Below are 26,950 nucleotides of genomic sequence, written 5' to 3'. Positions count from 1 at the left end.
CGAGGGCCGCTGAAGAAGCGGCCACCTCCAGCGACAACGGCTTCGCCGTTGCGCAGGGGTGACGGCGATGGAGTTGGAGCCGCTTACGCCGGCGTCAGCTTCGCCACTTCCGGCTTCATGTCATTCAGCACGCCTGATATCGCCGCGATCAGCTCGTCGATCTGGGCCTTGGTAACGATCAGCGGCGGGCAGATGGCGATGGCATCGAGCATGTTGCGCGAGATCACGCCGCGCTCCTGGAGCATGCGGCTGGCCATGCCGCCGACCGCGCCGGGCGTGCTCGCGGCCGTCTTGCGGCCCTTGTCGAGCACGAGCTCGATCGCTGCGATCATGCCGACGCCGCGGACCTCGCCGACCAGCGGATGGCTGGTGAGCTCGCGCAGCTTGCCCTGCATGTAGGCACCGAGCTCGGCGGCATGCGCGACCAGGCCGCGCTCCTCGATGATCTTGAGGTTTTCCAGCGCAATGGCCGAGCCGACCGGATGCCCGCCCGCAGTGAACCCGTGCCCGAGCACGCCGATCTTGTTGCTCTCGTCGGCGATCGGCTCGAACATCTTGTCGTTCATCAGGATCGCCGAGAACGGGAAATAGCTCGAGGTGATCTGCTTGGAGACCACGAGCACATCAGGCTTGATGCCGTAGGTCTCGCAGCCGAACATCTTGCCGGTGCGGCCGAAACCGCAGATCACCTCGTCGGCGACCAGCAGGATATCGTACTTCTTCAGGACCGCCTGGATCTTGTCCCAATAGGTCGCCGGCGGCACGATGACGCCGCCCGCCCCCATCACCGGCTCGCCGAAGAATGCCGCGATCGTCTCCGGCCCTTCTTTCTGGATCAGCGCGTCGAGCTCTTCCGCCCGGCGGGTCGCAAAAGCTTCCTCGCTCTCGCCGGGCGCGCCGTCCTTGTAGAAATGCGGCGAGCCCGTGTGCAGGATGTTCGGCAGCGGCAGGTCGAACGAGCGATGGTTGTTCGGCAGGCCCGTGAGGCTTGCGGATGCGATGGTGACGCCGTGATAGGCGCGCATCCGGCTGATCACCTTCTTGCGCTGGGGCTGGCCGAGCGCGTTGGAGCGATAGGCGATCAGCTTCAGAACGGTGTCGTTGGCCTCCGAGCCGGAATTGGTGAAGAACACCTTGCTCATCGGCACAGGCGCGAGCGACACCAGCTTCTCGGCGAGATCGATCGAGGGCCCGTGCGATTTGGCGGAGAACGTATGGTAGAACGGCAGCGCCAGCATCTGCTTGTGCGCGGCGTCGACCAGCCGCTTCTCGTTGAAGCCGAGCCCGACGCTCCAAAGGCCGGCCATCGCCTCGAAATAGCGCTTGCCTGCCGCGTCGAACACGTAAGCGCCCTCGCCGCGCTCGATCACCAGCGGACCGGCCTGCTGATGGGCGCGCGCGTTGGTGTAAGAATGGAGCTGGTAGGCCACATCCCGGGCTTCTTGCGAATTGGGCAGCATGGACATTTGCGGGGATCCCTTAAAGTCGTCGCGTCGCCGGCGCGGCTCACGTCATCACTTGGCTATTGCCATGAGACAGAACTTGCAACGTCAATTCATCGGCAGCGAGCGCTCAGCAGCGTTGCACAAAGCCGCAGACGGGACAGCCTTCAGGCCGCGCTGTCGTCATCGCCATCGTCGGCGGCGGCAGCGGCCTCCCTCACCTCGACGAGCGCCATCGAGAGCAGATAGACCGTCGTGGGCAAGCCGAGGTCGCGCGCCGCCTCGGCGGCACGCGACAACCCGCTCGCCAGCTCCTTGAGCTCGTCTCCCCGCGACAATGTTCCATCCCATCCGCCGATCGCGGCCGCCTACACCGCAACGGCGCCGCTGGCTCTGATCAGTTCGGCGCTGGACTGGATTGTAGCAAAATTACTGATGACATTCACCACCGAGGTTTTGTAGGCGGCCGCATCACCCGTGCCCGGCTGCCGGCAGGCCACGGCGTCGGCGACGATCTGGTAGCGATGGCTGCGGTGAAACCCGTCCACGGCGGTGGCCAGGATGGTCTCGTCCAGCGAAAATCCGATCAACACGGAGCGGACATTGCGGATATTGGACATGTAGTCCACAAACCGCGCGGAACTATAGGCTGACGGCAGCGGGTGCTCGAACGTCATTTCTCCCGGGTTCGGCCTCGCCTCCGCGATCCAATCGGTCAGCTTCGATGCCGGATTGAACCAGGCGGCCTGGGCGATGCGCTTCAGATGCATCACCGGCCAGAGATTGGTGCGCCACAGCGCCAGAAGCTCCAGGCAACGCAGGGTGGCGGCGTCGCCGTCGAGGATGACGTGGCGACGCCCGGGGGTCAGATATTCGGCCTGGAGATCCGCGCAGATCAGGATCGGCGGATCATCTTGGATTGAAGTCAGCATTGTCTTGCGCCGAGCTGCAACAGTTTCAGCGATCGGCGACTGCGAGGCCCCGCAGCGGCGAGGTCACCGCGCGCCCCGCCGATGCGTCGAGCACACCAGGCCGGTCCCAATCGCCCTCGGGACGGATGATCACATAGGGATCGCTGTCGAGCGTGATGGCGTCCGGCCCCGGCTCGATCTCCAGCAGCATCTCCGTATAGGAGAAATCCGAGAAGGTGATCTTGCGATTGTGGCCGAGCGGCTTGGCGCCGAAATGGGCCCAGAAATCGACCAGCCGGTCCTGCGCCTGGCCGTAGATCTTGCGAAAGCCCTTGCGCTTCACGTAGTCGACGCTCGCCTGCACCAGCTTGAACGAAACGCGCGAGCGCCGGTATTGGTGCCGCACCGCGAGCCGCTCCACCTTGGCGAAATCGCCGAAGAAGCGCACCCGCAGGCAGCCCGCGGGCTCGTTGCCGACATAGCCGATGAAATGGGCAGCGACCATGTCGTTGCCGTCGAACTCCTCGTCGAACGGACAATCCTGCTCGGCAAGATAGACCGCGGCGCGAATGGCGGTGACCAGCATGAGATCGCTGGGGTCGCGCGCGAGGCGGATGGTGATGGCGCGGGAGTCGGGCTTGGCGAGGGGAATCCTAGTGCCGTGCATCTGCAAAACTCCTTGCTTGGATGACCGCGCCCGGCTTGAGCATCGGCTGCCGGTGCCAGGGGCGCTCGTAACACCAGAGGTCGGGCTGGAAGCTCGGGACAGGCGCAAAGCCGGTCGCTCTCATGATCTCTCGTCCGGCCACGGTTGACGGCTGCGCATAGCAATCGGCGCCGCGAAATCTTAACTGTCGCAGATGAGCCGCGGCCTTGCCGAGACCGGCGACGCCGCGCCCGGTTGCCGCGATCGCCCAGATGTAGATGGCAGCAACGTCCTCCTGCGGGGACGCAAGATAATGCATCTCGGGCGCGGTGAGGCAGATCTCGTCGAGCAGCAGCGCATCGTGGCCGCGCTCGCTGAGAAACAGGAACGCCATGCCGCCGACGAGATGGCCCTGCCGGCTGAAGGTCAGGATGCTCTGGGGATCGAACGTGAAGTATCTGGCAAGCTCGGCCGCGCCGATCTGTACGCCCGGCACCAGCCGCTGCGCCATTTCGGAAAGCGCCGCAATTTCGGAAAATTGCGCACAGCGGACGTCGATGTCCGGACTGGGCGGCAGCGCGTCGAAATCATGCCTTGCGGCAAACGAGCCCCTTTCCATACCAACTTCGCCCCTCTATCGTTCGCGGCTTTCGTACCCCGCTATGAGGATGAGCTTAGCGGCTGGGGATCAGGAGTATGCAGCAGTTATTGCACCGGGGTGCTGCGATGATGCAGCACCGTGAAGAAGCCCTGGACGCGTCCTGGGACGATTTGAAACTATTTTTAGCTTGCGCAAAATATAAAAGTTTCCGCAACGCCGCCGAGGAGCTCGGGCTCACCTCCACCACGTTGATGCGCAGGATCGACCGGCTCGAAGAGAGCATCGGCTGCAAACTGTTCCTGCGCGACCAGAGCGGGCTCACGCTGAGCGATGAAGGCACCGGGATGATCGCCGACGTCACGCATATGGAGCGTCACGCCTTCAACGTGTTCCGCCGCGCCTCGCGCGCGTCGAACGACACCTCGGGCACGGTGCGCGTCGCAGTGACCGAAGGCCCCGGCAATTTCTGGATCCTGCCGCGGCTGATCGATTTCCAGAAGACCTATCGCAAGATCACAGTCGATCTGCGTTGCGCGATGGAGCAGGCCGACGTCGCGCGCCTGGAGTCGGACATCGCGATCCAGCTCGAGCCACCGACCAATCCCGATCTGATCGTCGCCAAGCTCGGCCGCCTGCACATCTACCCCTTCGTCTCCAAGGAGTACGAGAACCTCTACGGCGTGCCGGCGGCGCTCGCGGACTTGCCGAACCACCGCATCATCAAGCAGAGCGCGCCGCAGGTCGACGACAGCGCCTATGCCCGCGTGCTCGGGCTGAAATCGCTCGAAGGCATCGTCGGGATCAAGACCAACTCCTCGGTCGGCGTGCTCTACGCGGTGGAGCGCGGCGCCGGCATCGGCTTCCTGCCGACCGTGTCGATCGCGCTCGGCGCGCCGCTCGTTGCCGTCGATCTCGGCGTCAGCCACCATGCCGATCTCTGGCTCACCTACCACAAGGAATTCCGCGACTCCGAACGCCACAAGATCGTGGTCGACTGGCTGAAGAAGATCTTCGATCCCAAGACCCATCCCTGCTTCCGCGACGAGTTCATTCATCCGAATGCGCTGGTGCCGATGATGACGGCTGCGCGCGAGGGCTTTGGATTGACGGGTTATGTCGCGGCAACACCGGCGTAAGCTCGAACGATCAGCGTCCTACCACCTGTATTCGAAGCCGACCGTGCCCTGGTGCGACGTCAGCTCGTTGCGGAACTTGCCGTCGTAATTGATGTAGAGCCGCGCGGTGTTGGTCAGGCTGAGCGAGGCCGAGGCTCCGGCATCCATGCCGTAACGGCTCTCGCCGATGCCGGGGACGACGATGCTCTGCGTCCCCAGGCTGACCTGCACCGATCCCAAATTCTGGTAAAAATTGTCCACGAACTTGCCGTAGGCCGACAGGTCCAGGATCTTCTGGTCGAAGATGAAGTAACGCCCGATCTCCGCGCCGATCATGACGCGCGCACGAGAGAGCGCGGTGGAGCCCACGTTGAGCGGATCGAGCCCTCCCGCCTCCTGGAACGCCACGCTGGTCGCGCGGACATATTCGAGCGCGCCCTTGGGCACGACGCGCATCTGGTCCTTGGTCCAGTAATAGCTGATCTCGGTCAGCGCGCCATCGACGGCGGCGCGATAGCCCGCGGTGGCAAGGCCAAAGCCGGTATCCCGGCTGGAATGGACTTTTCCAAAACCGTGGACCACCGCGAACGCCCAGGTCCATGGACCCTTGTCGACCGAGCCGTTGAAGCCGATTTGCGTCAGGTCGAGTGTCGCCGACTGGAGCGCCAACGGCACGTCGATGTCGGTGTGGCTCTGGTCGACCGAGAAGCCGAGATTGACGCCGGGCGCGACCCGCGCGCCGAAACCGGCGACGCCGCCTACCGTCTTGCGCTTGTCGCCGACGAAATCGCCCTGCGCATCGGTCCGCACCGAAATGCCGTAGCCCTCGAACCAGGTGCGGTAGCGCGGATCTTCCGTGCTGGCCGATGCTCCGCCGCCGCCGGGATTGGTACGGAACGCCCGGTTGACGCCGCCGGAGGCCTGATTTCCGAGCCGCTCCAGGAAATTTGAGCCGAGATTGAGCGCGGTGTTGCCGGCCGATTGGTCGTAATTGGTCGAGGTGGGCGTCGGGACTGGGGTCGGTGATGCGGTCGGCGTCGGGGTCGGCGTGGGCGTCGGACTTTGCGCGAAGCTTGATGTCGCCGACAGCATCACGACGAGCGCAAACGCGATTGCAGCCGCGATCCGGCGGACGCGGTCCGGCCCGATCGTCTGCCGTGTCCCGGAGGACCGCGAGGCGCAGCGCATGACGATGAATCCCAAAGCAAAGTGGCGGCGCGCAAAAATGCAACACGATCTGCGGCGCATGCGGCGATTTGTGCCGAACTGCCACGGAGGGTCAACGGTTGGCGCGCCATGGCCGAGGCTATTGCCCTCGATTGTGGTTCCGATGCCACAGGTCGCAAATTGCAGGCGGCAACACCCGCCCCGGTCTTGAAATCCGCGTGCGGCTTGCTAACGCGCGATTTTCATGTTGCAATATTGGACACAATCGGAATTGGCCGCTCGGCTGTGCGTTTCGCGACGATGAGACTCGAACAGACTTCCGGAAGCCCGTTTGTGGCGTGGCGCGCGAAAAGCGGCCGCGTCGTTTTTGTATCTAGCGGAGGAGACTGAGGATGTCGCAAAAGGGCACCGTCAAATGGTTCAACCCGACCAAGGGCTATGGGTTCATCAAGCCGAACGGCAGCGATAAGGACGTATTCGTCCACATCTCCGCCGTCGAGCGCGCCGGACTTTCGACCCTCAATGAAAACCAGGCGGTCGAATACGACCTCGTGGAGAACCGCGGCAAAGCATCCGCGGAGAACCTCAAGGTCTCCTGATTTCTCTCAAAGCTACGCACGAGAGATCGTGACCTTGCCCCCGGCTCTGCCGGGGGATTTTGTTTTGGGCGGCGCTTCAGTTCGCCATCGGCGCAATCAGAAAATTCTCCGACGGCCCGCTTCCCGCCGTCTTGCAGACATCACCCTCAATCCGGACCTTGCCGGTCGCGAGCAGCCGCAGCGCTTCGGGATAGATGCGGTGCTCGACTTCAAGGATGCGCTCCGACAACGTCTCCCCCGTGTCGTTGTCGCCGACAGGCACCGCGCCCTGCATCACGATCGGACCGGCATCGGTCTCCGGGATCACGAAGTGCACCGTCGCGCCAGACAGTTTGACACCGGCGCGCAAAGCCTGGCCATGCGGGTCGAGGCCGGGGAACGACGGCAGCAGCGAGGGATGGATGTTCAGCATCCGCCCGTACCAGGCCTTGGTGAACTCCGCCGTGAACAGCCGCATGAAGCCGCCGAGGCAAATCAGCTCGATGCCATGCTGGTCGAGCGCTGCCTGGAGCACTTTCTCGAAGCCGGCGCGGTCCTTGCCGAACGGCTTGCTCTCGATCACGAGCGTGTTCACGCCGCTCGCCCTGGCCCGTTCGAGCCCAAGCGCATCGGCCTTGTTCGAAATGACGAGCGAGATCTCCGCCGGAAAATCCGCAGCGCTGGCGGCCCTGATCAGCGCGGACATGTTGGAACCGCGGCCGGAAATCAGGATGGCGACGCGGCGCTTCATCACAGTGCCAGATCGAGATGGCCGTTATAGACGACGCGATGCTCGCCCTCGGCCGGGATCACGGTGCCGAGCTGCGCCACGGTCTCGCCCGCTTCGGTGAAGACCCGCACGACCTCGTCGACCTTGTCCGGCTCGACGATCGCAATCATGCCGATGCCGCAGTTGAAGGTGCGCAGCATTTCGAGTTCGGCAATGCCTGCCTGCGCCGCCAGCCATTTGAACACCGGCAGCACCGGCAGACGCGCGAGGTCGATGCCGACGCCGAGATGCGGCGGCAGCACGCGCGGAATGTTGTCGGTAAACCCGCCGCCGGTGATGTGGGCGAGCCCCTTCACCGCGCCGGTCTCCCGGATCGCACGCAGACAGGATTTGACGTAGAGCTTGGTTGGCGTCAGCAACGCGCCGCCAAGGGTCATCACGGGGGCGAACGGCGCCTGCGCCTCGAAACCGAGGCCGGATTGCTCGACGATCTTGCGCACCAGCGAGAAGCCGTTGGAATGCACGCCGGACGAGGCGAGGCCGATCACGGCGTCGCCCGCGGCGATGTCCTTGCGCGGCAACAGCGTGCCCCGTTCCGCGGCGCCCACAGCGAAGCCGCCGAGGTCGTAATCGCCGTCCTTGTAGAGGCCGGGCATTTCGGCGGTCTCGCCGCCGATCAGGGCGCAGCCGGATTCCCGGCAGCCTTCGGCGACACCGGCGACGATCGAAGCCGTGGCCTCCGGGTCGAGCTTGCCACAAGCGAAATAGTCCAGGAAGAACAGCGGCTCGGCGCCCTGCACCACGAGGTCGTTGACACTCATGGCGACGAGGTCGATGCCGATCCCGCCATGCAGGCCGGTCTCGATCGCGATCTTGAGCTTGGTTCCGACGCCGTCGGTGGCGGCGACCAGGATGGGGTCCTTGAAACCGGCCGCCTTGAGGTCGAACAGGCCGCCAAAGCCGCCGATCTCGGCGTCGGCGCCGGGGCGCGCGGTGGCGCGCACCATCGGCTTGATCAGGTCGACAAGGCGGTTGCCCGCGTCGATATCGACGCCTGAATCGGCGTAAGTGAGGCCGTTTTTGCGGTCGGTCATGCCCGATTTCCAGTGGGTTTGCGGCTGGTTACGTCGAATTCCGGGGACGCGCAATGGCTCGCATGGCGCCCCGCCCTATACTATGTAGATATCAACCGGTTCAGCCTCCGAAGGGGCCGGATTCGAGGTCAGGCCGGGTGCCGGGAAGCGCCGCGTGAGTATTCCGAATATCATTACCCTGGGCCGCATCCTGCTGGTCCCGATCATCGTCTGGGCCATCGTGTCGAGCCAAATGGAGGTGGCGTTCGCCCTCTTCCTGATCGCCGGCATCAGCGACGCCGTCGACGGCTTCCTGGCCAAGCGGTTCAACATGACGAGCGAGCTCGGCGCCCTGCTCGACCCGCTGGCCGACAAGGCGCTGCTGGTGTCGATCTACCTCGCGCTCGGCATCTGGGGCGATATCCCGCGCTGGATCGTGATCCTGGTGGTGTCGCGCGACATCATGATCGTCACCGCGGTGATCGTATCCTGGCTGTTCGACAAGCCCGTCGAGATGAAACCGTCGAAAGTATCCAAGCTAAACACAGCGGCCCAGGTCGCCTACGCTGCGTTGGTGCTGGCCGCGCTTGCCTTCGGCTTCAAGGCCGGTCCCTATGATATAATCCTGATGGGCCTGGTTACGGTCTTCACGCTCTCGTCCGTCTCGCTCTATCTCGTCGAGTGGCTGCGTCACATGAGCACGATTGACGCCAAATGAGCCGGGATGCGGCCCCGCAAAAGGCCAACTCCCGCTCGATGAAGTCGAGTCTCTTCAAACCAAGCCGGCTCGCCGGCACGGAGCAAAGCAAGCCGTGGCAGGCCGCGTTCATCCCCGACAATTGGCGTTCTCGCTTCCGCATGCGGAGAGCCTCAGCCGGGACAATTTCCTCGAAGGCCCTGCCAATGCCGCCGGTCTTGCCCTCGTCGACGCGTGGCCGGAATGGCCGAACCGGATCATGTGGCTGGCCGGGCCCGAAGGCAGCGGCAAGAGCCATCTCGCCGCGATCTGGGCCGACGAGGCCGGCGCCCGCTCGACTGCGGCCAATGGGCTGACTGCCGAAGCAGTCCCGGGTGCGCTCGCGACCGGCGCACTGGTGGTCGAGGATCTCAGGGCGAAGGAGTTCGACGAGCGGGCCCTGTTCCACCTGATGAACCTCGCGCGCGAGGACGGCGCCTACCTGCTGTTCACGGGTCGTGAAATTCCAGCCGCGCTCGACATCGACCTGCGCGATCTGCGCTCGCGTCTTCGAGCCTTGCCCGTGGTCTTGCTTCAGCAGCCCGACGACCAGCTGCTCCGGGGCCTGATTGTCAAATTCTGCGCCGACCGCCAGCTCAGCGTCGACGAGACCGTGGTCAGCTATCTCGCCACCCGCCTGGAGCGGTCCTCGGCAGCCGCCCGGCAGGCTGTGGAATTGCTCGACAGCGAGGCCCTGCGCCTCGGCCGCCCCGTCACAAGGGCGCTGGCCGCCGAGCTGCTCCGGGACGCCTGACCGGGACGCTTTCGCAAGGCCGCTTGACGCGGCGCGCCAGCGGAACATCAATGTCATCGAAACGTCATCGCACTAACACATGCTCCCGCCGATTTTGCGCGTAAGCCGCAATTGGGGCGAACTGGATGGATCGACTTCTCATGGACTCCGTGCAAGCTGTTGAAACTAAAGAAAAAGCCACGGAGACCGAGGGCCTGCCGGCGATCGCTTCGAGCCCGGAGCGATTCATCAATCGCGAGCTGTCCTGGCTGCATTTCAACCGCCGCGTCCTGGAGGAATCGGTCAATCCCAACCATCCCGTGCTGGAGCGGGTGCGATTCCTGTCGATTTCCGCGAATAACCTCGACGAGTTCTTCATGGTCCGCGTCGCCGGCATCAAGGCCCAGGTGCGCGAGGGCATTGCCGAGCGCAGTCCCGATGGCCTGACGCCATCCGAGCAGCTCATCCTGATCAACCACACCGTCTCGGAGCTTGCCTCCGACCAGCAGGCGATCTGGGCCGACCTGCGCGGCACGCTCGCCGGCGTCGGCATCGCGCTGGTCGACGGCAAGGACGTCACCAAGGCGGAGCGAACCTGGATCGAGGACTACTTCCTCAACAACGTGTTCCCGCTGCTGACGCCGCTGGCGATCGATCCCGCCCACCCGTTCCCGTTCATCCCGAGCCTCGGCTTCACCATCGCGCTCCAGCTCACGCGTGCCGCCGACGGCAAGCAGATGAACGCGCTGATCCGCATGCCCGGCAAGATCGACCGCTTCATCCGGTTGCCGACCGAGGGCAAGGTCGTCCGGCTGATCTCGCTGGAACAGGCGACCGGCCTGTTCATCAGCCGCCTGTTTCCCGGCTACAATCTCCACGGCCAGGGCGCCTTCCGCGTCATCCGCGACTCCGAGCTCGAAATCGAGGAAGAGGCCGAAGATCTCGTCCGCCTGTTCGAGACTGCGCTGAAGCGCCGCCGCCGCGGCTCGGTGATCCGGCTCGAGATCGACGCCAAGATGCCGGAGCAGCTGCGCAGCTTCGTGCAGCACGCGCTGTCGACCGCCGACGACGAGGTGTTCCTGGTCGACGGCGTGCTCGCCATGAACGAGCTCTCGCAACTCACCCGCCTCGACCGGCCCGACCTCGAATTCACCCCTTACGTACCGCGCCATCCCGAGCGCGTGCGCGAGCAAGGCGGCGACATCTTCGCTGCGATCCGGCAGAAAGATCTTGTCGTCCATCACCCCTATGAGTCCTTCGACGTGGTGGTGCAGTTCCTCCAGCAGGCAACGCGCGACCCCGACGTCGTCGCGATCAAGCAGACGCTCTACCGCACCTCCAGCAACTCGCCGATCGTGCGCGCGCTCGTGGAAGCCGCCGAAGCCGGCAAATCCGTCACCGCGCTGATCGAGCTGAAGGCGCGCTTCGACGAGGAGGCCAACATCCGTTGGGCGCGCGACCTGGAGCGCGCCGGCGTGCAGGTCGTCTACGGCTTCCTCGAGCTGAAGACGCATGCAAAACTCTCGATGGTGGTGCGCCGTGAAGGCGGCAGCCTCACGACCTACGTCCACACCGGCACCGGCAATTATCATCCGGTCACCGCACGCATCTACACCGACCTCTCCTACTTCACCTCGGATCCGACCATCGGCCGCGACGCTGCGCGCGTGTTCAACTTCATTACCGGCTATGCCGCGCCGAGCGATCTGGAAAAGATGGCGGTGTCGCCGCTGACGTTGCGCAAGCGCATCATCGAGCACATCCAGGGCGAGACCGCGCATGCGCGGCACGGCCGCACCGGCGCGGTCTGGATGAAGATGAACGCGCTGGTCGACCCTGATATCATCGACGCGCTTTACGAGGCCTCGCAGGCCGGCGTGCAGGTCGAGCTCGTAGTGCGCGGCATCTGCTGCCTCCGGCCCGGCATTCCCGGCCTGTCGGAGAACATCCGCGTCAAGTCGATCATCGGCCGCTTTCTGGAACACGGCCGAATCTACTGCTTCGGCATGGGCCAGGGCCTGCCGAGCGCGAAAGCGGCTGTGTATATCTCCTCGGCCGACATGATGCCGCGCAACCTCGACCGCCGCGTCGAGGTGCTGTGTCCGCTGCAAAATCCCACGGTGCATCAGCAGGTTCTCGAACAGATCATGGTCGCGAACCTGAAGGACAATGAGCAGAGCTGGCAATTGTTGCCGGACGGGTCCTCAACGCGTATGAAGACCGCGAAAGGCGAGGAGCCTTTCAACGTCCACAACTACTTCATGACAAATCCGAGTCTGTCTGGCCGTGGAAAGTCGCTCAAGGAATCCTCGCCGCGTCGTCTCACGCGCCGGAATGAACGTCATCAATCCTGACCCGGGATTTCTGACGTGACGCGGCCGCGCAAGCGCGGCTCCAGCGTCGCGGTCATCGACATCGGCTCCAACTCGGTCCGTCTCGTCGTTTACGAGGGACTGACGCGGAGCCTCATTCCGATCTTCAACGAGAAGACGCTGTGCGGCCTCGGGCGCGAGGTGCAGAGCACGGGCCTGCTCGCGCCCGACGCCGTCGACAAGGCGCTGACCTCGCTCAGGCGTTTTCGCGCGCTGTGCCGGGTTATGCAGGTCGGGCGTGTGTTCGCAATCGCGACTGCGGCCTGCCGCGACGCATCCAACGGCCCCGACTTCATCGCCAAGGCCGAGCGCATCTGCGCCGTGAAGATCGAGATCCTGTCGGGCCCGCGCGAGGCGCGGCTGTCGGCGCTCGGCGTGATCTCAGGCATCCACCAACCCGACGGCATCGTCGGCGACCTCGGCGGTGGCTCGCTCGAACTGATCGACGTACGCAAGAACACCGTGCGCAGCGGCGTGACGCTGCCGCTCGGCGGCCTCGCGCTCCAGGACCTCGCGCACAAATCGCTCAAGCGCGCCGACCGCATCGTGCGCGAGGAGGTCGACGAGGTCCAGCTGCTCACCGCGGGGCGCGGCCGCACCTTCTACGCCGTCGGCGGCACTTGGCGCGCGCTGGCGCGCATCCACATCATCCAGAGCGGCTATCCGCTCCAGGTGATGCACGGCTATTCGATTTCGGCCGCCGAAGCGCTCGACTTTTCGCGTCGCCTGCGCCGGCTTGCGGCCGTCGACATGCTCGCCGACATCGAAATCGTCGCCGACGCGCGCCGCCCGCTCCTCACCTATGCGGCGCTGGTGCTCGAGCACATTATCCGGGTCGCGAAGCCGAAGACCATTGTGTTCTCGACCTTCGGCGTGCGCGAAGGCCTGTTGCATGAGAAGCTATCGGAATCCGAGCGCAACAAGGACGGGCTGTTCTGCGCGGCCGAGGAGCTGAACCAGTTGCTGTCGCGCTCGGCCAAGCATGCCCGCGAGCTGATCGCCTGGACCGACCGCCTCGCCCGCGTCGTGAAGCTGCGCGAGACCGCCGAGGACCGCCGGCTGCGCCACGCCGCGTGCTTGCTCTCCGACATCGGCTGGCGCGTCCATCCCGATCACCGCGGCGAGCAGACGCTGAGCCTCGTCGTCAACGGCAATTTCGGCGCGATCACCCACACCGAGCGTGCCTTTGTCGGCCTGTCCGTGTTCTATCGCTATGCGGGCCTGAGCGAAGAAAACCAGCCGCCGGTCACGATGCAGGAGCTGCTGACGCCGGCCCAGCTCGAACGCGCCCGCCTGCTGGGCGCCGCATTCCGCGTCGCCCATCTGATTTCGGCAGCGCGGCCGGGCGTGCTGCCAGCCACGCATTTCCGCAGCCAGGCCCGCAATCTGATGCTGGTGTTCGAGCACCGGCTCGGCGACCTCGTCGCCGACCGCGTCGGCAGCCGCTTCAAGCAGCTCGCACGTCTGGTCAGCCGTGCCGGCTCGATCGTGCGCCGCTAAAAATTACTTCGCCGAAGTCTTACTCTGCAGACGCCTTGGCGTGGCGCTCGGAGGATTCGATCGCGGCCTTGCTGAGGCTGCGCCGACGCCAGATCGAGCCGACCGCCAGCACGACGACGACGCCGAGGGCTGCGCAGAGATATTCGCCGCCTCCGCCGCCATGACCGAACTGCGGCGGGATGCGCAAGGCGCCGAGCATGCCGTCCAGCGAGACGCCGAAAGGGCCGTCGAACAGCGTGTGCAGCTTCGGCGCGATGGCGGGATCGGTCGCGATCACCTCGCCCGCGATCCAGCCGAGCAGCGCCGCACCAGCCCATACAAGGACCGGCAGCTTTGTCAGCACAGCCATGATCAGCGCCGCACCGGCGACGATCAGGGGAACGCTGATGGCGAGGCCGAGCACCAGCAGCGGTACGCTGCCATTGGCCGCAGCCGCAACCGCGATGACGTTGTCCAGGCTCATGACGATGTCGGCGACGACGACGATCTGCACCGCCTGCCACAGATGGGAGGCGGACTCGACGCCGTCCTCGTCCTCCTGTTCCGGCACCAGCAACTTGGCCGCGATCACGATCAGCGCGAGACCACCGACAAGCTTGAGATACGGCAGCTCCATCAGGCTCGCGACGATGCCCGTGAAGATAATTCGCAGCAGCACCGCCGCACCGGCGCCCAGGATCATGCCCCACAGCCGGTGCCGCGGCTTGAGGCCGCGGCAGGCCAGCGCAATCACCAACGCGTTGTCGCCAGAGAGAAGGACGTTGATCCAGATGATCTTGCCGACCGCAATCCAGAAGGTCGGTTCGGCCATCTCGTTGCGGAACTGGGTGAAGAATGCCCCGATCGTAGCGGGATCGAAGACCTGCCAGAGCCAGTTCACCATACGTCCTTTCGCCCCGTCGAAATCAAAGCATGATCCGGAAAAGTGTGAAGCGGTTTTCCGAAAAGATCATGCTCAAGCAATAAACCAAAGCGCGATGACATTCATCGCGCTTTAGTCCGGCTGATCAGCTAGCCGACGATCTCGTTACCCGCAAAGAACTGCGCGATCTCGATCGCGGCGGTCTCCGTTGCGTCCGAGCCGTGAGCGGAATTCTCGCCGATCGACTTTGCGTAGAGCTTGCGGATGGTGCCGTCGGCCGCCTTCGACGGATCGGTCGCGCCCATCGTGTCGCGGTACTTGGCGACGGCGCCCTCGCCTTCCAGCACCTGGACGACCACGGGGCCCGAGGTCATGAACTCGACGAGCTCGCCGAAGAACGGGCGGGCCTTGTGGACGGCATAGAAGGTCTCGGCCTGTTCCTTGGTCATGCGGATGCGCTTCTGCGCGACAATGCGCAGGCCCGCCTTCTCGATCACGGCGTTCACCGCGCCGGTCAGGTTACGGGCGGTCGCGTCGGGCTTGATGATCGAGAAAGTGCGTTCGATGGCCATAATCTTGTCCTTGAGAAGAAAAGCGGTTGTTACGAGTTGCGGGGCTTATATCGGCGCCGCCGCCGAACGGCAAGCGACGGCCGGAACGGCACTCACAGACGCTTCGCCGCAGGCGGCCGGTCGGGGAATCCAGCATGGATTACAACAATTTCACTCAGATGAACCCAATCTGAAACCTCCGTCAGGGTCCGGTTCAGCTTCGCCGGCGTAAGGTCGGACCTATCGAAACCGAAGCCAAATGATAAGGCGGACCGTTTCGGCGGCCTTTGCATCGACGCGATAGCCCCGCGCCGGCAGTTTTGAGGAGATCACCATGTTGAGGAAACTTTCGCTTGCCGCTGTCGCTGCGGTCGCGCTGGGTGCCGCGCTGGCACCGACCTCTGCCTCCGCACACTGGCACGGTGGCGGCGGCGGTGGCTGGCATGGCGGTGGCTGGGGCCACCACGGCGGCTGGGGCGGCCCGCGCTTTTATGCCCGCGGCCCCGTCGTCTCCTACGGCTATGGCGGCTGCTATGTGCGCCGGCTGGTCCCGACCCCCTGGGGACCCCGCTGGCGGATGATCAACCGCTGCTACTGAGCCCGACAGCACCTTTCCAAATACCTTCCAGAGGTACCTTCCCCCAGGGTACCTTCCAAGTGAAGCCCCGGCGTTTCCCCCTGCGCCGGGGCTTCGTATTTGGGCGGACGCGACGAATTCATACAAGTTTCACTAGAATCCGGGTATCCCCCACCCTCCGCGAAACCATTTTGGGGGCCAAGGACTTGGTACCGTGTCTTCACTTCGAAACACGGAACCCCATCATGGCTGGCCTTTCTGCCAATGACAGCGAGCAGATCGACCGGCGCACCAGCCGCTCGATTTGCGATGCCGTGGGCGAACGGCTCCAGCAGAGCCTTCGCCCCGAACCCCGGCTCCCGACGCATCTGGAGCATCTCCTTGACGAGCTGAAGCAACGCGAGCGCGACCCGCACTGACGAAAAATCGGGTTGCGTTTGATCGCGCCTGCGGTGACAAGGCCGCATGCTATCCATCACCGACCTCTCCATCCGCCTCGCCGGACGCCTTCTGATTGACCAGAGTTCCGTGCAGATCACGCCCGGATCGCGCGTCGGCATGGTCGGGCGCAACGGCACCGGCAAATCAACCCTGTTCAAGGTGATCCGAGGCGAGGTCGCGGCCGAACACGGCACGGTGACCCTGCCGCCGCGCTGGCGCGTCGGCAGCCTGGCGCAGGAAGCCCCGAACGGCCCCGAAAGCCTGATCTCGGTCGTGCTCAAGGCCGACCTGGAGCGCGACGCGCTGCTCTCCGAGGCCGAGACCGCGACTGATGCCCACCGGATCGCAGAAATACAGACCCGGCTGGTCGACATCGACGCGCATTCGGCGCCCTCGCGCGCCGCCGCGATCCTGTCCGGCCTAGGCTTCTCCGCCACCGATCAGCTGCGTCCCTGCGCCGAATTCTCGGGCGGCTGGCGTATGCGCGTTGCGCTCGCCGCGACGCTGTTCGCGGCGCCGGACCTGCTGCTGCTCGACGAGCCCACCAACTATCTCGATCTCGAAGGCACGCTGTGGCTGGAGGATCACCTTGCGCATTATCCGCGCACGGTGATCGTGATCAGCCATGACCGCGACCTGCTCGAAAGCTCGGTCGACCAGATCCTGCATCTGGATCGGAGCAAGCTCACGCTCTACAAGGGCACCTACTCCTCGTTCGAGGAGCAGCGCGCCATGCGCGAGATGCTCGATGCCAAAGCGGTCAAGCGTCAGGAGTCTGAACGCGCCCGGCTGCAAGCTTTCGTCGATCGCTTCAAGGCCAAGGCCTCCAAGGCGCGCCAGGCGCAGTCTCGCGTGAAAATGCTGGAACGGCTGAAGCCGATCACGGCGCTGGTCACCCAGGACGTGCGCGAGATCAGCTTTCCTGCGCCGGAGAAAATCCTGTCGCCGCCGATCATCGCCGCCGACAACGTCGTGGTCGGCTACGATCCGAACACGCCCGTGCTCAACCGCGTCACCCTGCGCGTCGACAATGACGACCGCATCGCGCTCCTTGGCTCCAACGGCAACGGCAAGTCGACGCTGGTGAAACTGCTCGCGGGCCGCCTCGCGCCGTTTTCCGGCAAGGTCACGCGCGCCGACAAGCTGTCGATCGCCTATTTCGCGCAGCATCAGCTCGACGAGCTGAACGAGGATGCCTCGACCTACGATCACGTCCGCAAGCTGATGGGCGAAGCGCCCGAAGCAAAAGTGCGCGCACGCGCCGGTGCGATCGGCTTCTCCGGCAAGGCGGCCGATACCAAGGTCGGAAAACTATCGGGCGGCGAGAAGGCGCGGCTCTTGCTGGGACTGGCGACCTTCTTCGGCCCCAACATGATCATCCTGGACGAGCCGACCAACCATCTCGACATCGACAGCCGCGCAGCACTTGCCGAAGCCATCAACGAATTCCCCGGCGCCGTCATCATGGTTTCGCACGACCGCTATCTGATCGAGTCCTGCGCCGATCAACTCTGGATCGTTGCCGACCGCACCGTGACCAACTACGACGGCGACCTCGACGAATACCGCCGTCTGGTGCTGTCGTCGCGCAACGGGGAACCCGCCCCGCGCGAGCGTAGCGCCGCCAGCGAAAAACCGCAGCGCCCGAAATCGGACAATCGCGGTCCGCTGAAGAAGCGCATTGCGGAAGCCGAGTCCGAGATCGCCCGCGTCGGCGAGATCATCGCAAAGATCGACACGGCGCTTTCGCTACCCGACATCTTTACACGCGATCCCAAGCAGGCAGCGCAACTGTCGAAGGCACGGGCGAACGCCGCCGACGCACTGGCGCGGGCGGAGGAGCAATGGCTCGAGGCGAGCACGCAGTTCGACGAGGCGGCGGGGTAGTCTGGCTACTCGATCACGCGATCGGCGCGAGCAAGCAGCACGGGCGGCACATCGACGCCTAGCGCCTTGGCCGTCTTCAAATTGACGACCAGCTCATAACGGCGGGGCGCCTGGATCGGCAGATCGCGCGGCGAGGCCCCTTTGAGAATGCGATCGATGTAGTCGACGGGTGCACTGACGAGTTCATCCCAGACGAACGTGTAAGACATCAGCGCGCCGCCATCGACGGCGCCCAGCACGGAATTCAGCGCGGGCACGCGAAAGCGGGCGCATTGGGCGACGATATGGTCGCGATGCCCATTGGTGAACGGCTCGGGAATGACGAGCAGGCTGCTGTTCTGCGTGCGGCCGAGCACCTCCAGGTGAGCTTCGGTCTCGCCGTCATTGTGCGTCCTCATCTCGACCACCTCAATTCCCGATGCAGCATCCCTCGCCGCGGCGACGAGACCTGGCGCATAGGGTGCGGTATCCGGATTGAAGAGGATGGCAACGCGGGCGAGCTTCGGATCAAGCTCGCGCAGCAGCTCCATCCATTTGCCGCCGATCGCGAAATCCCAGGTGACAAAGCCCGTCACGTTGCCGCCGGGATGTCCGAGGCTGTCGGCAAGCTTGAAGCCGACCGGATCGATCACCTGTGTGAACACGATGGGAATCGTCGTGGTCTGCTGGCGCAGCGCGAGCGTCGCCGGCAGGCCTTGGGCATAGATGACCTCAGGCGCGAGCGCGACAAGCTCCGCAGCGGAGGCGCGCGTATTGGCCAGATCGGATAGCGCACCGCCGAAGCGATAGTCGATGCGAACATTGCCGTCCTCGATCCAGCCGGCCCGCGTCATGGCTTCGCGGAACGGCCTGAGGAAGGCGCGCGCGACCGGCACGTCGATATTCGCCGCAAGGCCGACAAGCACGCCCGCGCGGCGGGCTTGTTTGACTTGCTGCCCGCGTACTCCCGACGGCACAGCCGCCGCTGTCAAACCTGCAATGAATTCGCGCCGCCGCATGCCCCAACCCCCACCCCAACCCCAACCCCAACCCCAACCGCTTGAATGCCGTCAGTGTAACCGTTCAAGCGCAACGTTCGATAGATGATGGCTGCGTTTCAATCGGAAATGTCCGGGGCCGCAGAATTTGCCGCGGAGCTCAAACGCCGACTGCAGGCGCGACTGCCGGCCAGCGCGTCCGGTGAGATCACGGTCCATGCCTCAGCCACCGCAATCAAAGGCCGCAAAGCCGCGTGATAATCCGTACCGGCACGAGCGGCTGATCGTGTTGAACAGTCGCAACCAGCCTTCGAGAGCGGAAGGCGGACAAGACGAAAGTGTTACGTCGCCGACTTCTTCTTAGCCTTCGGCTTGGTCGCCTTCGGCACGACCGGCGCTTCCGGTGTGCCTTCGATCGAGGACAGGCGGCCCGACGTGAAGGTGTAGATGCCGGCGCGCGGACCGGTGGTCCAGGTGACCACGGCGACGCGGCGGCCAGCGGCATCGCCGGAGATGTTGACGGTCGAGGGGGCGCCGACGCCGCGCACCACGTCGCATTCGGTGTGGCCGAGCGCGACCGTGCCGCCCATGGGGGCCGGCGCCGTCGTCGAGGCATTGGCGTCAGCCGGCCCGGGGGGCGGCGTCATGCCGGGACAGGCGCCGTCGGCACTGACCAGATCCTCGGCCGTCACGGGCTTGTCGGGTGTCAACGGCGGCGATTCGATCGAGATGCTTTTGATGAACAGGCGGCTCGGCGTGTTGAACCATTGGGTATCCTTGGACAGCAGATCGGCCCCGCCCGAGCAGCCCGCGACCAGCGGTGCTACGGCAGCCAACACAACTATGAGCGAGCTGGGAAGCTTTTGATGTCGCACGATAAACTAAATTCCCCGCGTGAAGGATCGGCCCTAAGCGCTTGTCCCAACATCACTTTGCGGCACGAAGGTGGCCAAAGCCATCATCGCCCGAAAAGTGCAAATTATCATTAATTGCGAAAGACCGCTAATTCCGCTTCTGCCAACGGCCCCGTTCGTCGGCCTGCCAATAGGTGACATCAAATCCCCGCGCCTTGCAATCGGTCCAGGCGCTTCGGGCCAAGGCCAGCGCGTCCGGATCGTCGCCGTTGAACAGCAGCACCATGCGCTCATAGCCCTGCGCGTCCTGCGGCAGCGCGGCGCTGTCGACCAGGAAGCGGACATTGGCGCCGTTGGGATTGCCCTCCTCGATCGCCAGCACGATCGGCTGTTCGGCGGCATCGTTCACCCGCCATGTCGCATGCGGCAGGAAGGAATCGTCGCGATAGGTCCACAGATGCGCGTCGAGCGCGTCGGCGCGCTCCTCCGACGTCGACTGCACCACGACGCGCCAGCCGCGCTCGAGCGATTTCTCGAGAAGCGGTGGCAACACGTTCTCCACCGTCATGTTTTGCAGATGGTAGAACAGGACCTCAGTCATTTGCGCTCGTAATGGTCGGCCACCAGGCGGTCGAGCAAACGGACGCCATAGCCGCTTGCCCAGCTCTGGTTGATTTCGGTCTTCGGCGCGCCCATGGCGGTGCCGGCGATGTCGAGATGGGCCCAGGGCGTGCCGTCGACGAAGCGCTGCAGGAACTGCGCGGCGGTGATCGAGCCGCCGTGGCGGCCGCCGGTGTTCTTCATGTCGGCGAATTGGGAATCGATCAGCTTGTCGTATTCGGGGCCGAGCGGCATGCGCCAGACCTTCTCCCCGCTCTCGATGCCGGCCGCGAGCAGCCGGTCGGCAAGTTCGTCGTTGTTGGAGAACATGCCGGCATGGTCGGTGCCGAGCGCAACCATGATCGCGCCGGTCAGCGTCGCCAGATCCACCATGAATTTCGGCTTGGTCTTTTTCGCGACATACCAAAGCACGTCGGCCAGCACGAGGCGGCCTTCGGCATCGGTGTTGATGATCTCGATGGTCTGGCCCGACATCGAGGTGACGATGTCGCCCGGCCGCTGCGCATTGCCGTCGGGCATGTTCTCGACGAGGCCGATGGCGCCGACCACATTGGCCTTGGCCTTGCGCGCGGCAAGCGCGTGCATCAGGCCGACGACGCAGGCAGCTCCCCCCATGTCGCCCTTCATGTCCTCCATGCTGCCGGCCGGCTTGATCGAAATGCCTCCGGTGTCGAAGCAGACGCCCTTGCCGACGAAGGCGACCGGCGCCTCGCCCTTCTTGCCGCCGTCCCATCGCATGATCACGGTGCGGCTCGGCCGCACCGAGCCCTGGCCGACGCCGAGCAGCGCGCCCATGCCGAGCTTGTCCATCGCCTTGACGTCGAGCACTTCGACCTTGACGCCGAGCTTGCGGAGCTGACTGGCGCGGCGTGCGAACTCCTCGGGGAACAGCACGTTCGGCGGCTCGTTGACGAGATCGCGCGCGATGATCACGCCATCGACGATCGCGCCGGCCGAGACGAACGCCTTCTTGGCGGCAGCGGCGTCGCCAACCGCAAGCGAAACGTCGGCGCGCGAGGCGCCCTCCTCACCGTCCTTCTTTTTCGTCTTGTAGCGGTCGAACTTGTAGACCCGCAGCCGGACGCCCGAGGCGATCGCGACCGCCTGCTCGCTGGTCATGGCGCCATCAGGCAGTTCCGCCATGATGGTCATCGCGGCGGCCCCGGCGGAGAGCTTGCTCGCCGCCACGCCGCCGAATTTGAGGAAGTCGTTCGCCTTCAGGCTCGCCGCCTTGCCGGCGCCGATCACGACCAGGCGGGTGGCCTTCAGCCCCTCCGGTGCCAGGATGTCGAGGGCCGCGCCGCTTTTACCTTTGAAGCCGGCGGCGGAGGCCGCCCGCTTCACCAGATCAGTGGCGCCGCCCAGCGCCCTGGCCGTCGCCGGACCGACCTTGAGAGCGTCGTCGCAGAACACGATCATGATGCCACGGGCGGCTGATGAAAATGGGACGAAGCCGACCTTGATGGCATCGGACATGAGTAACTCCTTCAAAACATCTGTCTTTTCGCCGTTTGGCGGTCCCGGCCACGGGCCGGAGCTGAACGGCGATTCACTGGACTTTCCCCACTATGGGCCACCGGCCCCGCAGATGCCAAGCACCGCCGTGGCCACAAGGCCACAACGAGGGAAATATTAACCATATGGCGAGGGTGCCACGGGGCGGCCATTTTGTTGACGGATCAAAGGGATGGTAGTGAGAGAGTAAGCCGGTGGAAGAGGTGGTTGGCCGACCTTGGGGATCCCCTGTCAGGGGGATTGGTCGGACGGCCAGACTTCCGGCCTGTGTTGGGGTCTTGGTGGGGATTCGTGCGGTAGCGCATGGGGTCGATCGATAAGTATATCTTCCGCACGACGCTGGCGTCGTTTGCGCTCGTCCTGGTCAGCCTCACCGGCGTGATCTGGATTACGCAGGCGTTGCGCGGTATCGACCTGATGACGAGCCAGGGTCAGACCATCCTGACCTTCCTCGGCATCACCAGCCTCGTCGTGCCGGCGCTGGTCCTGATCATCTCGCCGATCGCGCTGATGATCGCGATCTCGCACACGCTGAACAAGCTCGCGACCGATTCCGAGATCATCGTGATGAATGCCGCCGGCTTCTCGCCGTTCCGGCTGTTCTATCCGTTCTTCTATGCGACCTGCGTCGTGGCAGCGCTGGTTGCCTTCATCGCGGCCTATCTCGCCCCCGACGGCATGCGGCGGATCAAGCAGTGGGACGCCGAGATCACCGCCGACGTGCTCACCAACATCCTCCAACCCGGCCGTTTCGCCCAGCTCGACAAGAACCTCACGATCCGGATCCGCGAGCGCCTGCCTGGCGGTATCCTCGCCGGCATCTTCATCGACGACCGCCGCGATCCCAATGAGCGCGTCTCGATCGTCGCCGAGCACGGCGAGGTCGTGAAGAACGAGAACGGCTCGTTCCTGGTGCTGAAGGACGGCAACCTCCAGCGTTTCGAGGCCGGCAAGCGCGACCCCGCGCTGGTGGCGTTCGGCCGCTACGGCTTCGACATGTCGAAGTTCGGCAACCAGGGCCATGACGTCACCCTCGGCATCCGCGAGCGCTATCTCTGGGAGCTGTTCTCGCCCACCGAGGACGACCCGGTCTACAAGCAGATTCCCGGGCAGTTCCGCTCGGCCCTGCATGACAGCCTGTTGGCGCCGATCTATCCGTTCGCGTTTGCCGTGCTGACCTTCGCCTTTCTCGGCGCGCCGCGCACCACCCGCCAGAGCCGCAATTTCTCGATCGGCGGCTCCATCATCGCGGTGTTCGGCCTGCGCATGGCCGGCTTCGCCTGCTCGGTGATGGCGGTGAAATCGCAGGGCCCGGTGCTGGTCCAGTACGCGATGGTTCTCGGTGGCATCGGCGTCGGGCTGTGGATGATCATCGGCGGCGTCGTGGTCGAGCCGCCCGCCCGTCTGATGGAGGCCATCAACAGATCGAATGCACGCATCGCGCGGCTGTTCAGACGGCCGGCCGCCGCATGAGCATGCTCACCAACACACTCGGGCGCTATTTCGCCGGCCGCTTCGTGGTCGCCGCACTCGGCGTGTTCGCCAGCATCTTCCTGCTGCTGGTGCTGGTCGACTACATCGAGATGGTGCGCAAGACCTCCGGCCTTGCATCGGCGTCCGCGATCATGGTGGCCGAGACCTCGCTGTTCCGGGTGCCGCAATTGCTGGAGAAGCTGACGCCGTTCTGCATGCTGATCGGCGCCATGACCTGCTATCTCGCCCTCTCCCGCAGGCTGGAACTCGTGGTCGCGCGCGCCGCCGGCATCTCGGCCTGGCAGTTCATCTCGCCGGCGCTCGGCAGCGCGCTCTTGATCGGTGTGATCGCCACCGTCGCCTACAATCCGATGTCGGCGAATCTGCGCGAGCTCTCCAAGCGCATGGAGGCCGAGCTGTTCGGCTCGGCGCCCGGCGGCGGCATTCAGGATGCCTCCGGCTTCTGGCTCAACCAGGTCACCAGCGACGGACAGACCATCATCAATGCCGCGCGCAGCGAGCAGCAGGGCGTTCGCCTCACCGGGCTGACGCTGTTCCGGTTTGACACAGAGCAGCACTTCAAGGAGCGGATCGAAGCACGCGAGGCGACGCTCGAGTCGGGCCATTGGCTGTTCAAGTCGGTGCGTCGCTTCTCGCTGGATTCAGCGCCGGTCGATCAGGCCAGTTTGGAGATTCCGACGACGTTGACCGAGGCCCAGGTCCGCAACAGCTTTTCCACACCCGAGACTGTGTCCTTTTGGCAACTACCGAGCTACATCCGCTCGTCCGAAAGCTCGGGCTTCGCGACAGCCGGCTATCGACTCCAGTATCACAAGCTGTTGGCGCAGCCGTTTTTGCTCGCCGCCATGGTGATGCTCGCGGCCTCCGTGTCGTTGCGCTTCTTCCGGATGGGCGGCGTACAGAAGATGGTTTTGAGTGGCGTGGGCGCAGGCTTTCTGCTCTACGTTTTGTCGAAAGTGACTGAAGACTTGAGCAAGGCTGAGTTGATGCATCCGATCGCTGCGGCGTGGTTGCCCGTGGTGGTGGGCGGCCTCACCGGCTTTTTGGCCTTGCTGTACCAGGAGGACGGTTAGTGACTGCCGTCCATCGCGGACCCGTGTCTCGTTTGGCGCGACGCATCGTAGTGCGCGCGAACGGATGCAGCTTGTCGATTCGCAGGCTGCTGCTGGCGGTCGCCGCTGCGGCATCGCTTGGCGCGCTGATGGACGCAGCCCTCGTAGCCCCCGCCTCGGCCCAGGCCTTCACCTACAATCCGCTGCCGCCGCGCCCCAAACCGCCGAAGGTCGCCAACGACAACCAGATGCTGGTTCAGGCGACCGAGGTCGATTACGACTACAATAATTCGCGCGTCTCCGCGGTCGGTAACGTCCAGCTGTTCTACAACGGCACCAGCGTCGAGGCCGACAGGGTCATCTACGACCAGAAGAGCAAGCGGCTCCATGCCGAAGGCAACATCCGCATGACGGATGCCGACGGCAAGATCACCTATGCCGAGATCCTGGATCTGTCTGACGACTACCGCGACGGTTTCGTCGATTCACTGCGCGTGGACACTGCCGACCAGACCCGCATGGCGGCAAGCCGCGCCGACCGCTCCAGCGGCAACTACACCGTGTTCGAAAACGGCGTCTACACGGCCTGCGCGCCGTGCAAGGACGATCCGAAGAAGCCGCCGCTCTGGCAGGTCAAGGGTGCCCGCATCATCCACGACCAGCAGGAGAAGATGCTGTATTTCGAGACGGCACAGCTCGAGTTCTTCGGCGTGCCGATCGCCTACATGCCCTATTTCTCGACGCCCGACCCAACCGTGAAGCGCAAGACCGGCTTCCTGATGCCGGGCTTCACCTCCTACACCGCGTTCGGCTACGGCGTCGAAGTCCCGTTCTACTGGGCGATCGCGCCGGACATGGACGCGACCTTCAGCCCGCGCATCACCTCCAAGCAGGGCGTGCTGTTCCAGGCCGAGTTCCGCCAGCGCCTGATGGACGGCGCCTATCAGATCCGCGTCTACGGCATCGACCAGCTCGCCCCCGACAAGTTCGCAGGCCTCCCCGGTGATCGCCAGTTCCGCGGCGGTGTCGAGACCAAGGGCCAGTTCGCGCTGAACGACAAATGGGTCTGGGGCTGGGACGGCGTCATCCTCTCCGACTATTATTTCATGTCGGATTATCGCCTGTCGGCCTATCGCGATCCGCTCGGCTCATTCCTGAGCCTGCCGACGGACGCGGTCTCGCAGCTCTATCTGACCGGCGTCGGCAGCCGCAGCTTCTTCGACGCGCGCACGATGTACTGGCTGAGCTACTCGGGCAACCAGCAGCAGGTGCCGGTCGTCTATCCCGTGATCGACTACTCGAACGTGATCAATTATCCGGTGTTTGGCGGCGAGTTCTCCTACAAGACGAACTTCGTCAATCTGACCCGCAACGACGCCGTGTTTGATCCGATCACGACGCTCGCCAACACCAACAGCCTGTGCGCGACGACGTCGGCCGACCCGCTCGCCCGCACGCCGTCGCAGTGCCTCTTGCGCGGCTTCCCCGGCACCTACACCCGCCTGACGGCGGAAGCGCAGTGGCGCAAATCCTACACCGATCCGTTCGGCGAGATCTGGACGCCGTTCGCGATCCTGCGCGCCGACGCGATCAACGCCGATGTCTCCAACCAGCCGGGCGTGTCGAACTACCTGGCCACCGGCGACACCCAGGCGTTCCGCCTGATGCCGACCGTCGGCCTCGAATACCGCTATCCCTTCATCAACGTTCAGCCCTGGGGTTCGACCACGATCGAGCCGATCGCGCAGATCATCATCCGCCCGAACGAGACCTATGCCGGCAAGCTGCCGAACGAGGACGCGCAGAGCATGGTGTTCGACACTTCGAACCTGTTCAACGTCGACAAGTTCTCCGGCTACGACCGTGTCGAGGGCGGCGGCCGCGCCAATGTCGGCGTGCAGGCCACCACGCAGTTCGACCGGGGCGGCGCCGTCAAGGTGCTGTTCGGCCAGTCCTACCAGCTGTTCGGCATGAACTCCTACGCGGTCCAGGACTCCATCAATACCGGTATCAATTCCGGCCTCGACAAGCCGCGCTCCGATTACGTGGCGAGCGCCGCCTACTCGCCCAACAGCACCTATACGTTCAGCGTCCGCTCCCGCATGGACGAGGAGACTTGGAACGTCCAGCGTTTCGAGGCGGAAGGCCGCGCCAACTTCAATCGCTGGTCGGTCAGCATGATGTACGGCAATTACGCGGCGCAGCCGGAACTCGGCTATCTGACCCGCCGCGCGGGCATCCTGACGTCAGGCTCGCTGAAGGTCGCCGCCAACTGGGTCGTGACCGGCTCGGCGCGCTGGGACCTCGAGGCCAACAAGATCAATCAGTATGTCATCGGTGCCGGCTATGTCGACGATTGCTTCGTGCTGGCGGCGAACTATGTAACTTCGTATAGCTACTCCGCGGGCTCGACGCCGCCCACGCTGAGCCACGCGTTCATGTTCCAGATCGGCCTGCGCACGCTGGCGACATCGACCGGCAGCGGCAGCTCCGCCGGCATCCAGTAAGCGTCTGA

26 protein-coding genes are annotated in these 26,950 nt (G+C 64.6%); 12 read left to right on the top strand and 14 right to left on the bottom strand.

The features are described 5' to 3' along the window. Positions 1-83 precede the first annotated feature (83 nt). The 5 genes from IVB29_RS16470 to IVB29_RS16450 form a co-directional block, all read right to left on the bottom strand. Positions 84-1,466: an aspartate aminotransferase family protein gene (locus IVB29_RS16470; RefSeq protein ID WP_247504423.1), complete on the bottom strand. Its 1,383-nt coding sequence runs from the start codon at positions 1,464-1,466 to the stop codon at positions 84-86. Between the two features lie 143 nt (positions 1,467-1,609). Next, positions 1,610-1,780 (bottom strand): hypothetical protein, encoded by a 171-nt coding sequence (locus tag IVB29_RS16465; RefSeq protein ID WP_247504422.1) that lies wholly within the window; start codon positions 1,778-1,780, stop codon positions 1,610-1,612. Between the two features lie 30 nt (positions 1,781-1,810). After that, the gene (locus IVB29_RS16460; protein WP_247504421.1) at positions 1,811-2,374 is read right to left on the bottom strand and encodes an isochorismatase family protein; all 564 of its coding nucleotides are present in this window, start codon (positions 2,372-2,374) and stop codon (positions 1,811-1,813) included. Between the two features lie 25 nt (positions 2,375-2,399). Further along, the gene (locus IVB29_RS16455) at positions 2,400-3,020 is read right to left on the bottom strand and encodes a GNAT family N-acetyltransferase (protein WP_247504420.1); all 621 of its coding nucleotides are present in this window, start codon (positions 3,018-3,020) and stop codon (positions 2,400-2,402) included. Beyond that, positions 3,007-3,618, bottom strand: a complete 612-nt coding sequence (locus IVB29_RS16450; RefSeq protein ID WP_247504419.1) for a hypothetical protein — start codon at positions 3,616-3,618, stop codon at positions 3,007-3,009. Before IVB29_RS16450 ends, IVB29_RS16455 begins: the two co-directional genes overlap by 14 nt. 77 nt (positions 3,619-3,695) lie before the next feature. On the opposite strand from IVB29_RS16450, the gene IVB29_RS16445 reads away from it, so the two are divergent. After that, positions 3,696-4,736: a LysR family transcriptional regulator gene (locus IVB29_RS16445; RefSeq protein WP_247504418.1), complete on the top strand. Its 1,041-nt coding sequence runs from the start codon at positions 3,696-3,698 to the stop codon at positions 4,734-4,736. Between the two features lie 18 nt (positions 4,737-4,754). Here IVB29_RS16445 and IVB29_RS16440 read toward each other — a convergent pair whose 3' ends face one another. Further along, on the bottom strand, positions 4,755-5,903 hold the full coding sequence (locus IVB29_RS16440) for an autotransporter outer membrane beta-barrel domain-containing protein (protein WP_247504417.1): 1,149 nt from the start codon (positions 5,901-5,903) through the stop codon (positions 4,755-4,757). Positions 5,904-6,274: 371 nt separating this feature from the next. Here IVB29_RS16440 and IVB29_RS16435 point away from each other — a divergent pair, with 371 nt between their 5' ends. Beyond that, the gene (locus tag IVB29_RS16435) at positions 6,275-6,481 is read left to right on the top strand and encodes a cold-shock protein (RefSeq protein ID WP_092025880.1); all 207 of its coding nucleotides are present in this window, start codon (positions 6,275-6,277) and stop codon (positions 6,479-6,481) included. Between the two features lie 76 nt (positions 6,482-6,557). Here IVB29_RS16435 and purN read toward each other — a convergent pair whose 3' ends face one another. Beyond that, positions 6,558-7,211, bottom strand: coding sequence for a phosphoribosylglycinamide formyltransferase (gene purN / locus IVB29_RS16430; RefSeq protein ID WP_247504416.1), 654 nt, complete (start codon positions 7,209-7,211; stop codon positions 6,558-6,560). Then, positions 7,211-8,284: a phosphoribosylformylglycinamidine cyclo-ligase gene (purM, locus tag IVB29_RS16425; protein WP_247504415.1), complete on the bottom strand. Its 1,074-nt coding sequence runs from the start codon at positions 8,282-8,284 to the stop codon at positions 7,211-7,213. The genes purN and purM overlap by 1 nt, the downstream gene beginning before the upstream one ends. 154 nt (positions 8,285-8,438) lie before the next feature. Here purM and IVB29_RS16420 point away from each other — a divergent pair, with 154 nt between their 5' ends. The 4 genes from IVB29_RS16420 (at position 8,439) to ppx (ending at position 13,604) form a co-directional block, all read left to right on the top strand. Then, positions 8,439-8,981, top strand: coding sequence for a CDP-alcohol phosphatidyltransferase family protein (locus IVB29_RS16420; RefSeq protein ID WP_247504414.1), 543 nt, complete (start codon positions 8,439-8,441; stop codon positions 8,979-8,981). A 94-nt stretch (positions 8,982-9,075) separates the two neighbouring features. After that, positions 9,076-9,753: a DnaA/Hda family protein gene (locus tag IVB29_RS16415; protein WP_247504413.1), complete on the top strand. Its 678-nt coding sequence runs from the start codon at positions 9,076-9,078 to the stop codon at positions 9,751-9,753. Positions 9,754-9,893: 140 nt separating this feature from the next. After that, a complete protein-coding gene (locus IVB29_RS16410) occupies positions 9,894-12,086 on the top strand; it encodes an RNA degradosome polyphosphate kinase (RefSeq protein WP_247504466.1) in 2,193 nt (730 codons plus the stop codon). Between the two features lie 15 nt (positions 12,087-12,101). Beyond that, positions 12,102-13,604 carry an exopolyphosphatase gene (gene ppx / locus IVB29_RS16405; RefSeq protein ID WP_247504412.1) on the top strand — a complete coding sequence of 501 codons (1,503 nt, stop codon included), beginning with the start codon at positions 12,102-12,104 and terminating at the stop codon, positions 13,602-13,604. A gap of 19 nt (positions 13,605-13,623) precedes the next feature. Here ppx and IVB29_RS16400 read toward each other — a convergent pair whose 3' ends face one another. Next, positions 13,624-14,484, bottom strand: a complete 861-nt coding sequence (locus tag IVB29_RS16400) for a TerC family protein (protein WP_247504465.1) — start codon at positions 14,482-14,484, stop codon at positions 13,624-13,626. 131 nt (positions 14,485-14,615) lie between these two features. Continuing rightward, complete coding sequence (ndk, locus tag IVB29_RS16395) at positions 14,616-15,038, bottom strand: nucleoside-diphosphate kinase (RefSeq protein ID WP_247504411.1); 423 nt, start codon at positions 15,036-15,038, stop codon at positions 14,616-14,618. A 313-nt stretch (positions 15,039-15,351) separates the two neighbouring features. Between ndk and IVB29_RS16390 the strand changes: the two genes are divergently transcribed. From IVB29_RS16390 to IVB29_RS16380, 3 genes are all read left to right on the top strand, one after another. Beyond that, positions 15,352-15,615 carry a sulfur globule protein precursor gene (locus tag IVB29_RS16390; RefSeq protein ID WP_247504410.1) on the top strand — a complete coding sequence of 88 codons (264 nt, stop codon included), beginning with the start codon at positions 15,352-15,354 and terminating at the stop codon, positions 15,613-15,615. A gap of 224 nt (positions 15,616-15,839) precedes the next feature. Continuing rightward, a complete protein-coding gene (locus tag IVB29_RS16385) occupies positions 15,840-16,013 on the top strand; it encodes a hypothetical protein (protein ID WP_247504409.1) in 174 nt (57 codons plus the stop codon). Positions 16,014-16,059: 46 nt separating this feature from the next. Further along, a complete protein-coding gene (locus tag IVB29_RS16380) occupies positions 16,060-17,922 on the top strand; it encodes an ABC-F family ATP-binding cassette domain-containing protein (protein ID WP_247504408.1) in 1,863 nt (620 codons plus the stop codon). Between the two features lie 5 nt (positions 17,923-17,927). Here IVB29_RS16380 and IVB29_RS16375 read toward each other — a convergent pair whose 3' ends face one another. The 4 genes from IVB29_RS16375 to IVB29_RS16360 all read right to left on the bottom strand — a co-directional run bounded on the left by IVB29_RS16375 (position 17,928) and on the right by IVB29_RS16360 (position 21,850). After that, complete coding sequence (locus IVB29_RS16375; protein WP_247504407.1) at positions 17,928-18,920, bottom strand: ABC transporter substrate-binding protein; 993 nt, start codon at positions 18,918-18,920, stop codon at positions 17,928-17,930. 320 nt (positions 18,921-19,240) lie between these two features. After that, positions 19,241-19,735 carry a hypothetical protein gene (locus tag IVB29_RS16370; protein WP_247504406.1) on the bottom strand — a complete coding sequence of 165 codons (495 nt, stop codon included), beginning with the start codon at positions 19,733-19,735 and terminating at the stop codon, positions 19,241-19,243. A gap of 166 nt (positions 19,736-19,901) precedes the next feature. After that, on the bottom strand, positions 19,902-20,354 hold the full coding sequence (locus IVB29_RS16365) for a DNA polymerase III subunit chi (protein WP_247504405.1): 453 nt from the start codon (positions 20,352-20,354) through the stop codon (positions 19,902-19,904). Continuing rightward, entirely contained in the window at positions 20,351-21,850 is a 1,500-nt protein-coding gene (locus IVB29_RS16360; RefSeq protein WP_247504404.1) for a leucyl aminopeptidase, read from the bottom strand. Before IVB29_RS16360 ends, IVB29_RS16365 begins: the two co-directional genes overlap by 4 nt. Positions 21,851-22,192: 342 nt before the next feature. Between IVB29_RS16360 and lptF the strand changes: the two genes are divergently transcribed. Genes lptF through IVB29_RS16345 form a run of 3 tightly spaced genes read left to right on the top strand, consistent with a single transcriptional unit; the run spans position 22,193 to position 26,942 of the window. Then, entirely contained in the window at positions 22,193-23,362 is a 1,170-nt protein-coding gene (gene lptF / locus IVB29_RS16355) for an LPS export ABC transporter permease LptF (protein ID WP_247504403.1), read from the top strand. Next, complete coding sequence (lptG, locus tag IVB29_RS16350; protein WP_247504402.1) at positions 23,359-24,456, top strand: LPS export ABC transporter permease LptG; 1,098 nt, start codon at positions 23,359-23,361, stop codon at positions 24,454-24,456. Before lptF ends, lptG begins: the two co-directional genes overlap by 4 nt. After that, positions 24,456-26,942 carry an LPS-assembly protein LptD gene (locus tag IVB29_RS16345; RefSeq protein ID WP_247504401.1) on the top strand — a complete coding sequence of 829 codons (2,487 nt, stop codon included), beginning with the start codon at positions 24,456-24,458 and terminating at the stop codon, positions 26,940-26,942. The genes lptG and IVB29_RS16345 overlap by 1 nt, the downstream gene beginning before the upstream one ends. Positions 26,943-26,950: the final 8 nt, after the last annotated feature.

This window comes from Bradyrhizobium sp. 1 (assembly GCF_023073315.1).
Lineage (GTDB): Bacteria > Pseudomonadota > Alphaproteobacteria > Rhizobiales > Xanthobacteraceae > Bradyrhizobium.
Note: the sequence above shows the minus strand (reverse complement) of the source record. Positions and strands in the feature narration are given on the sequence as shown.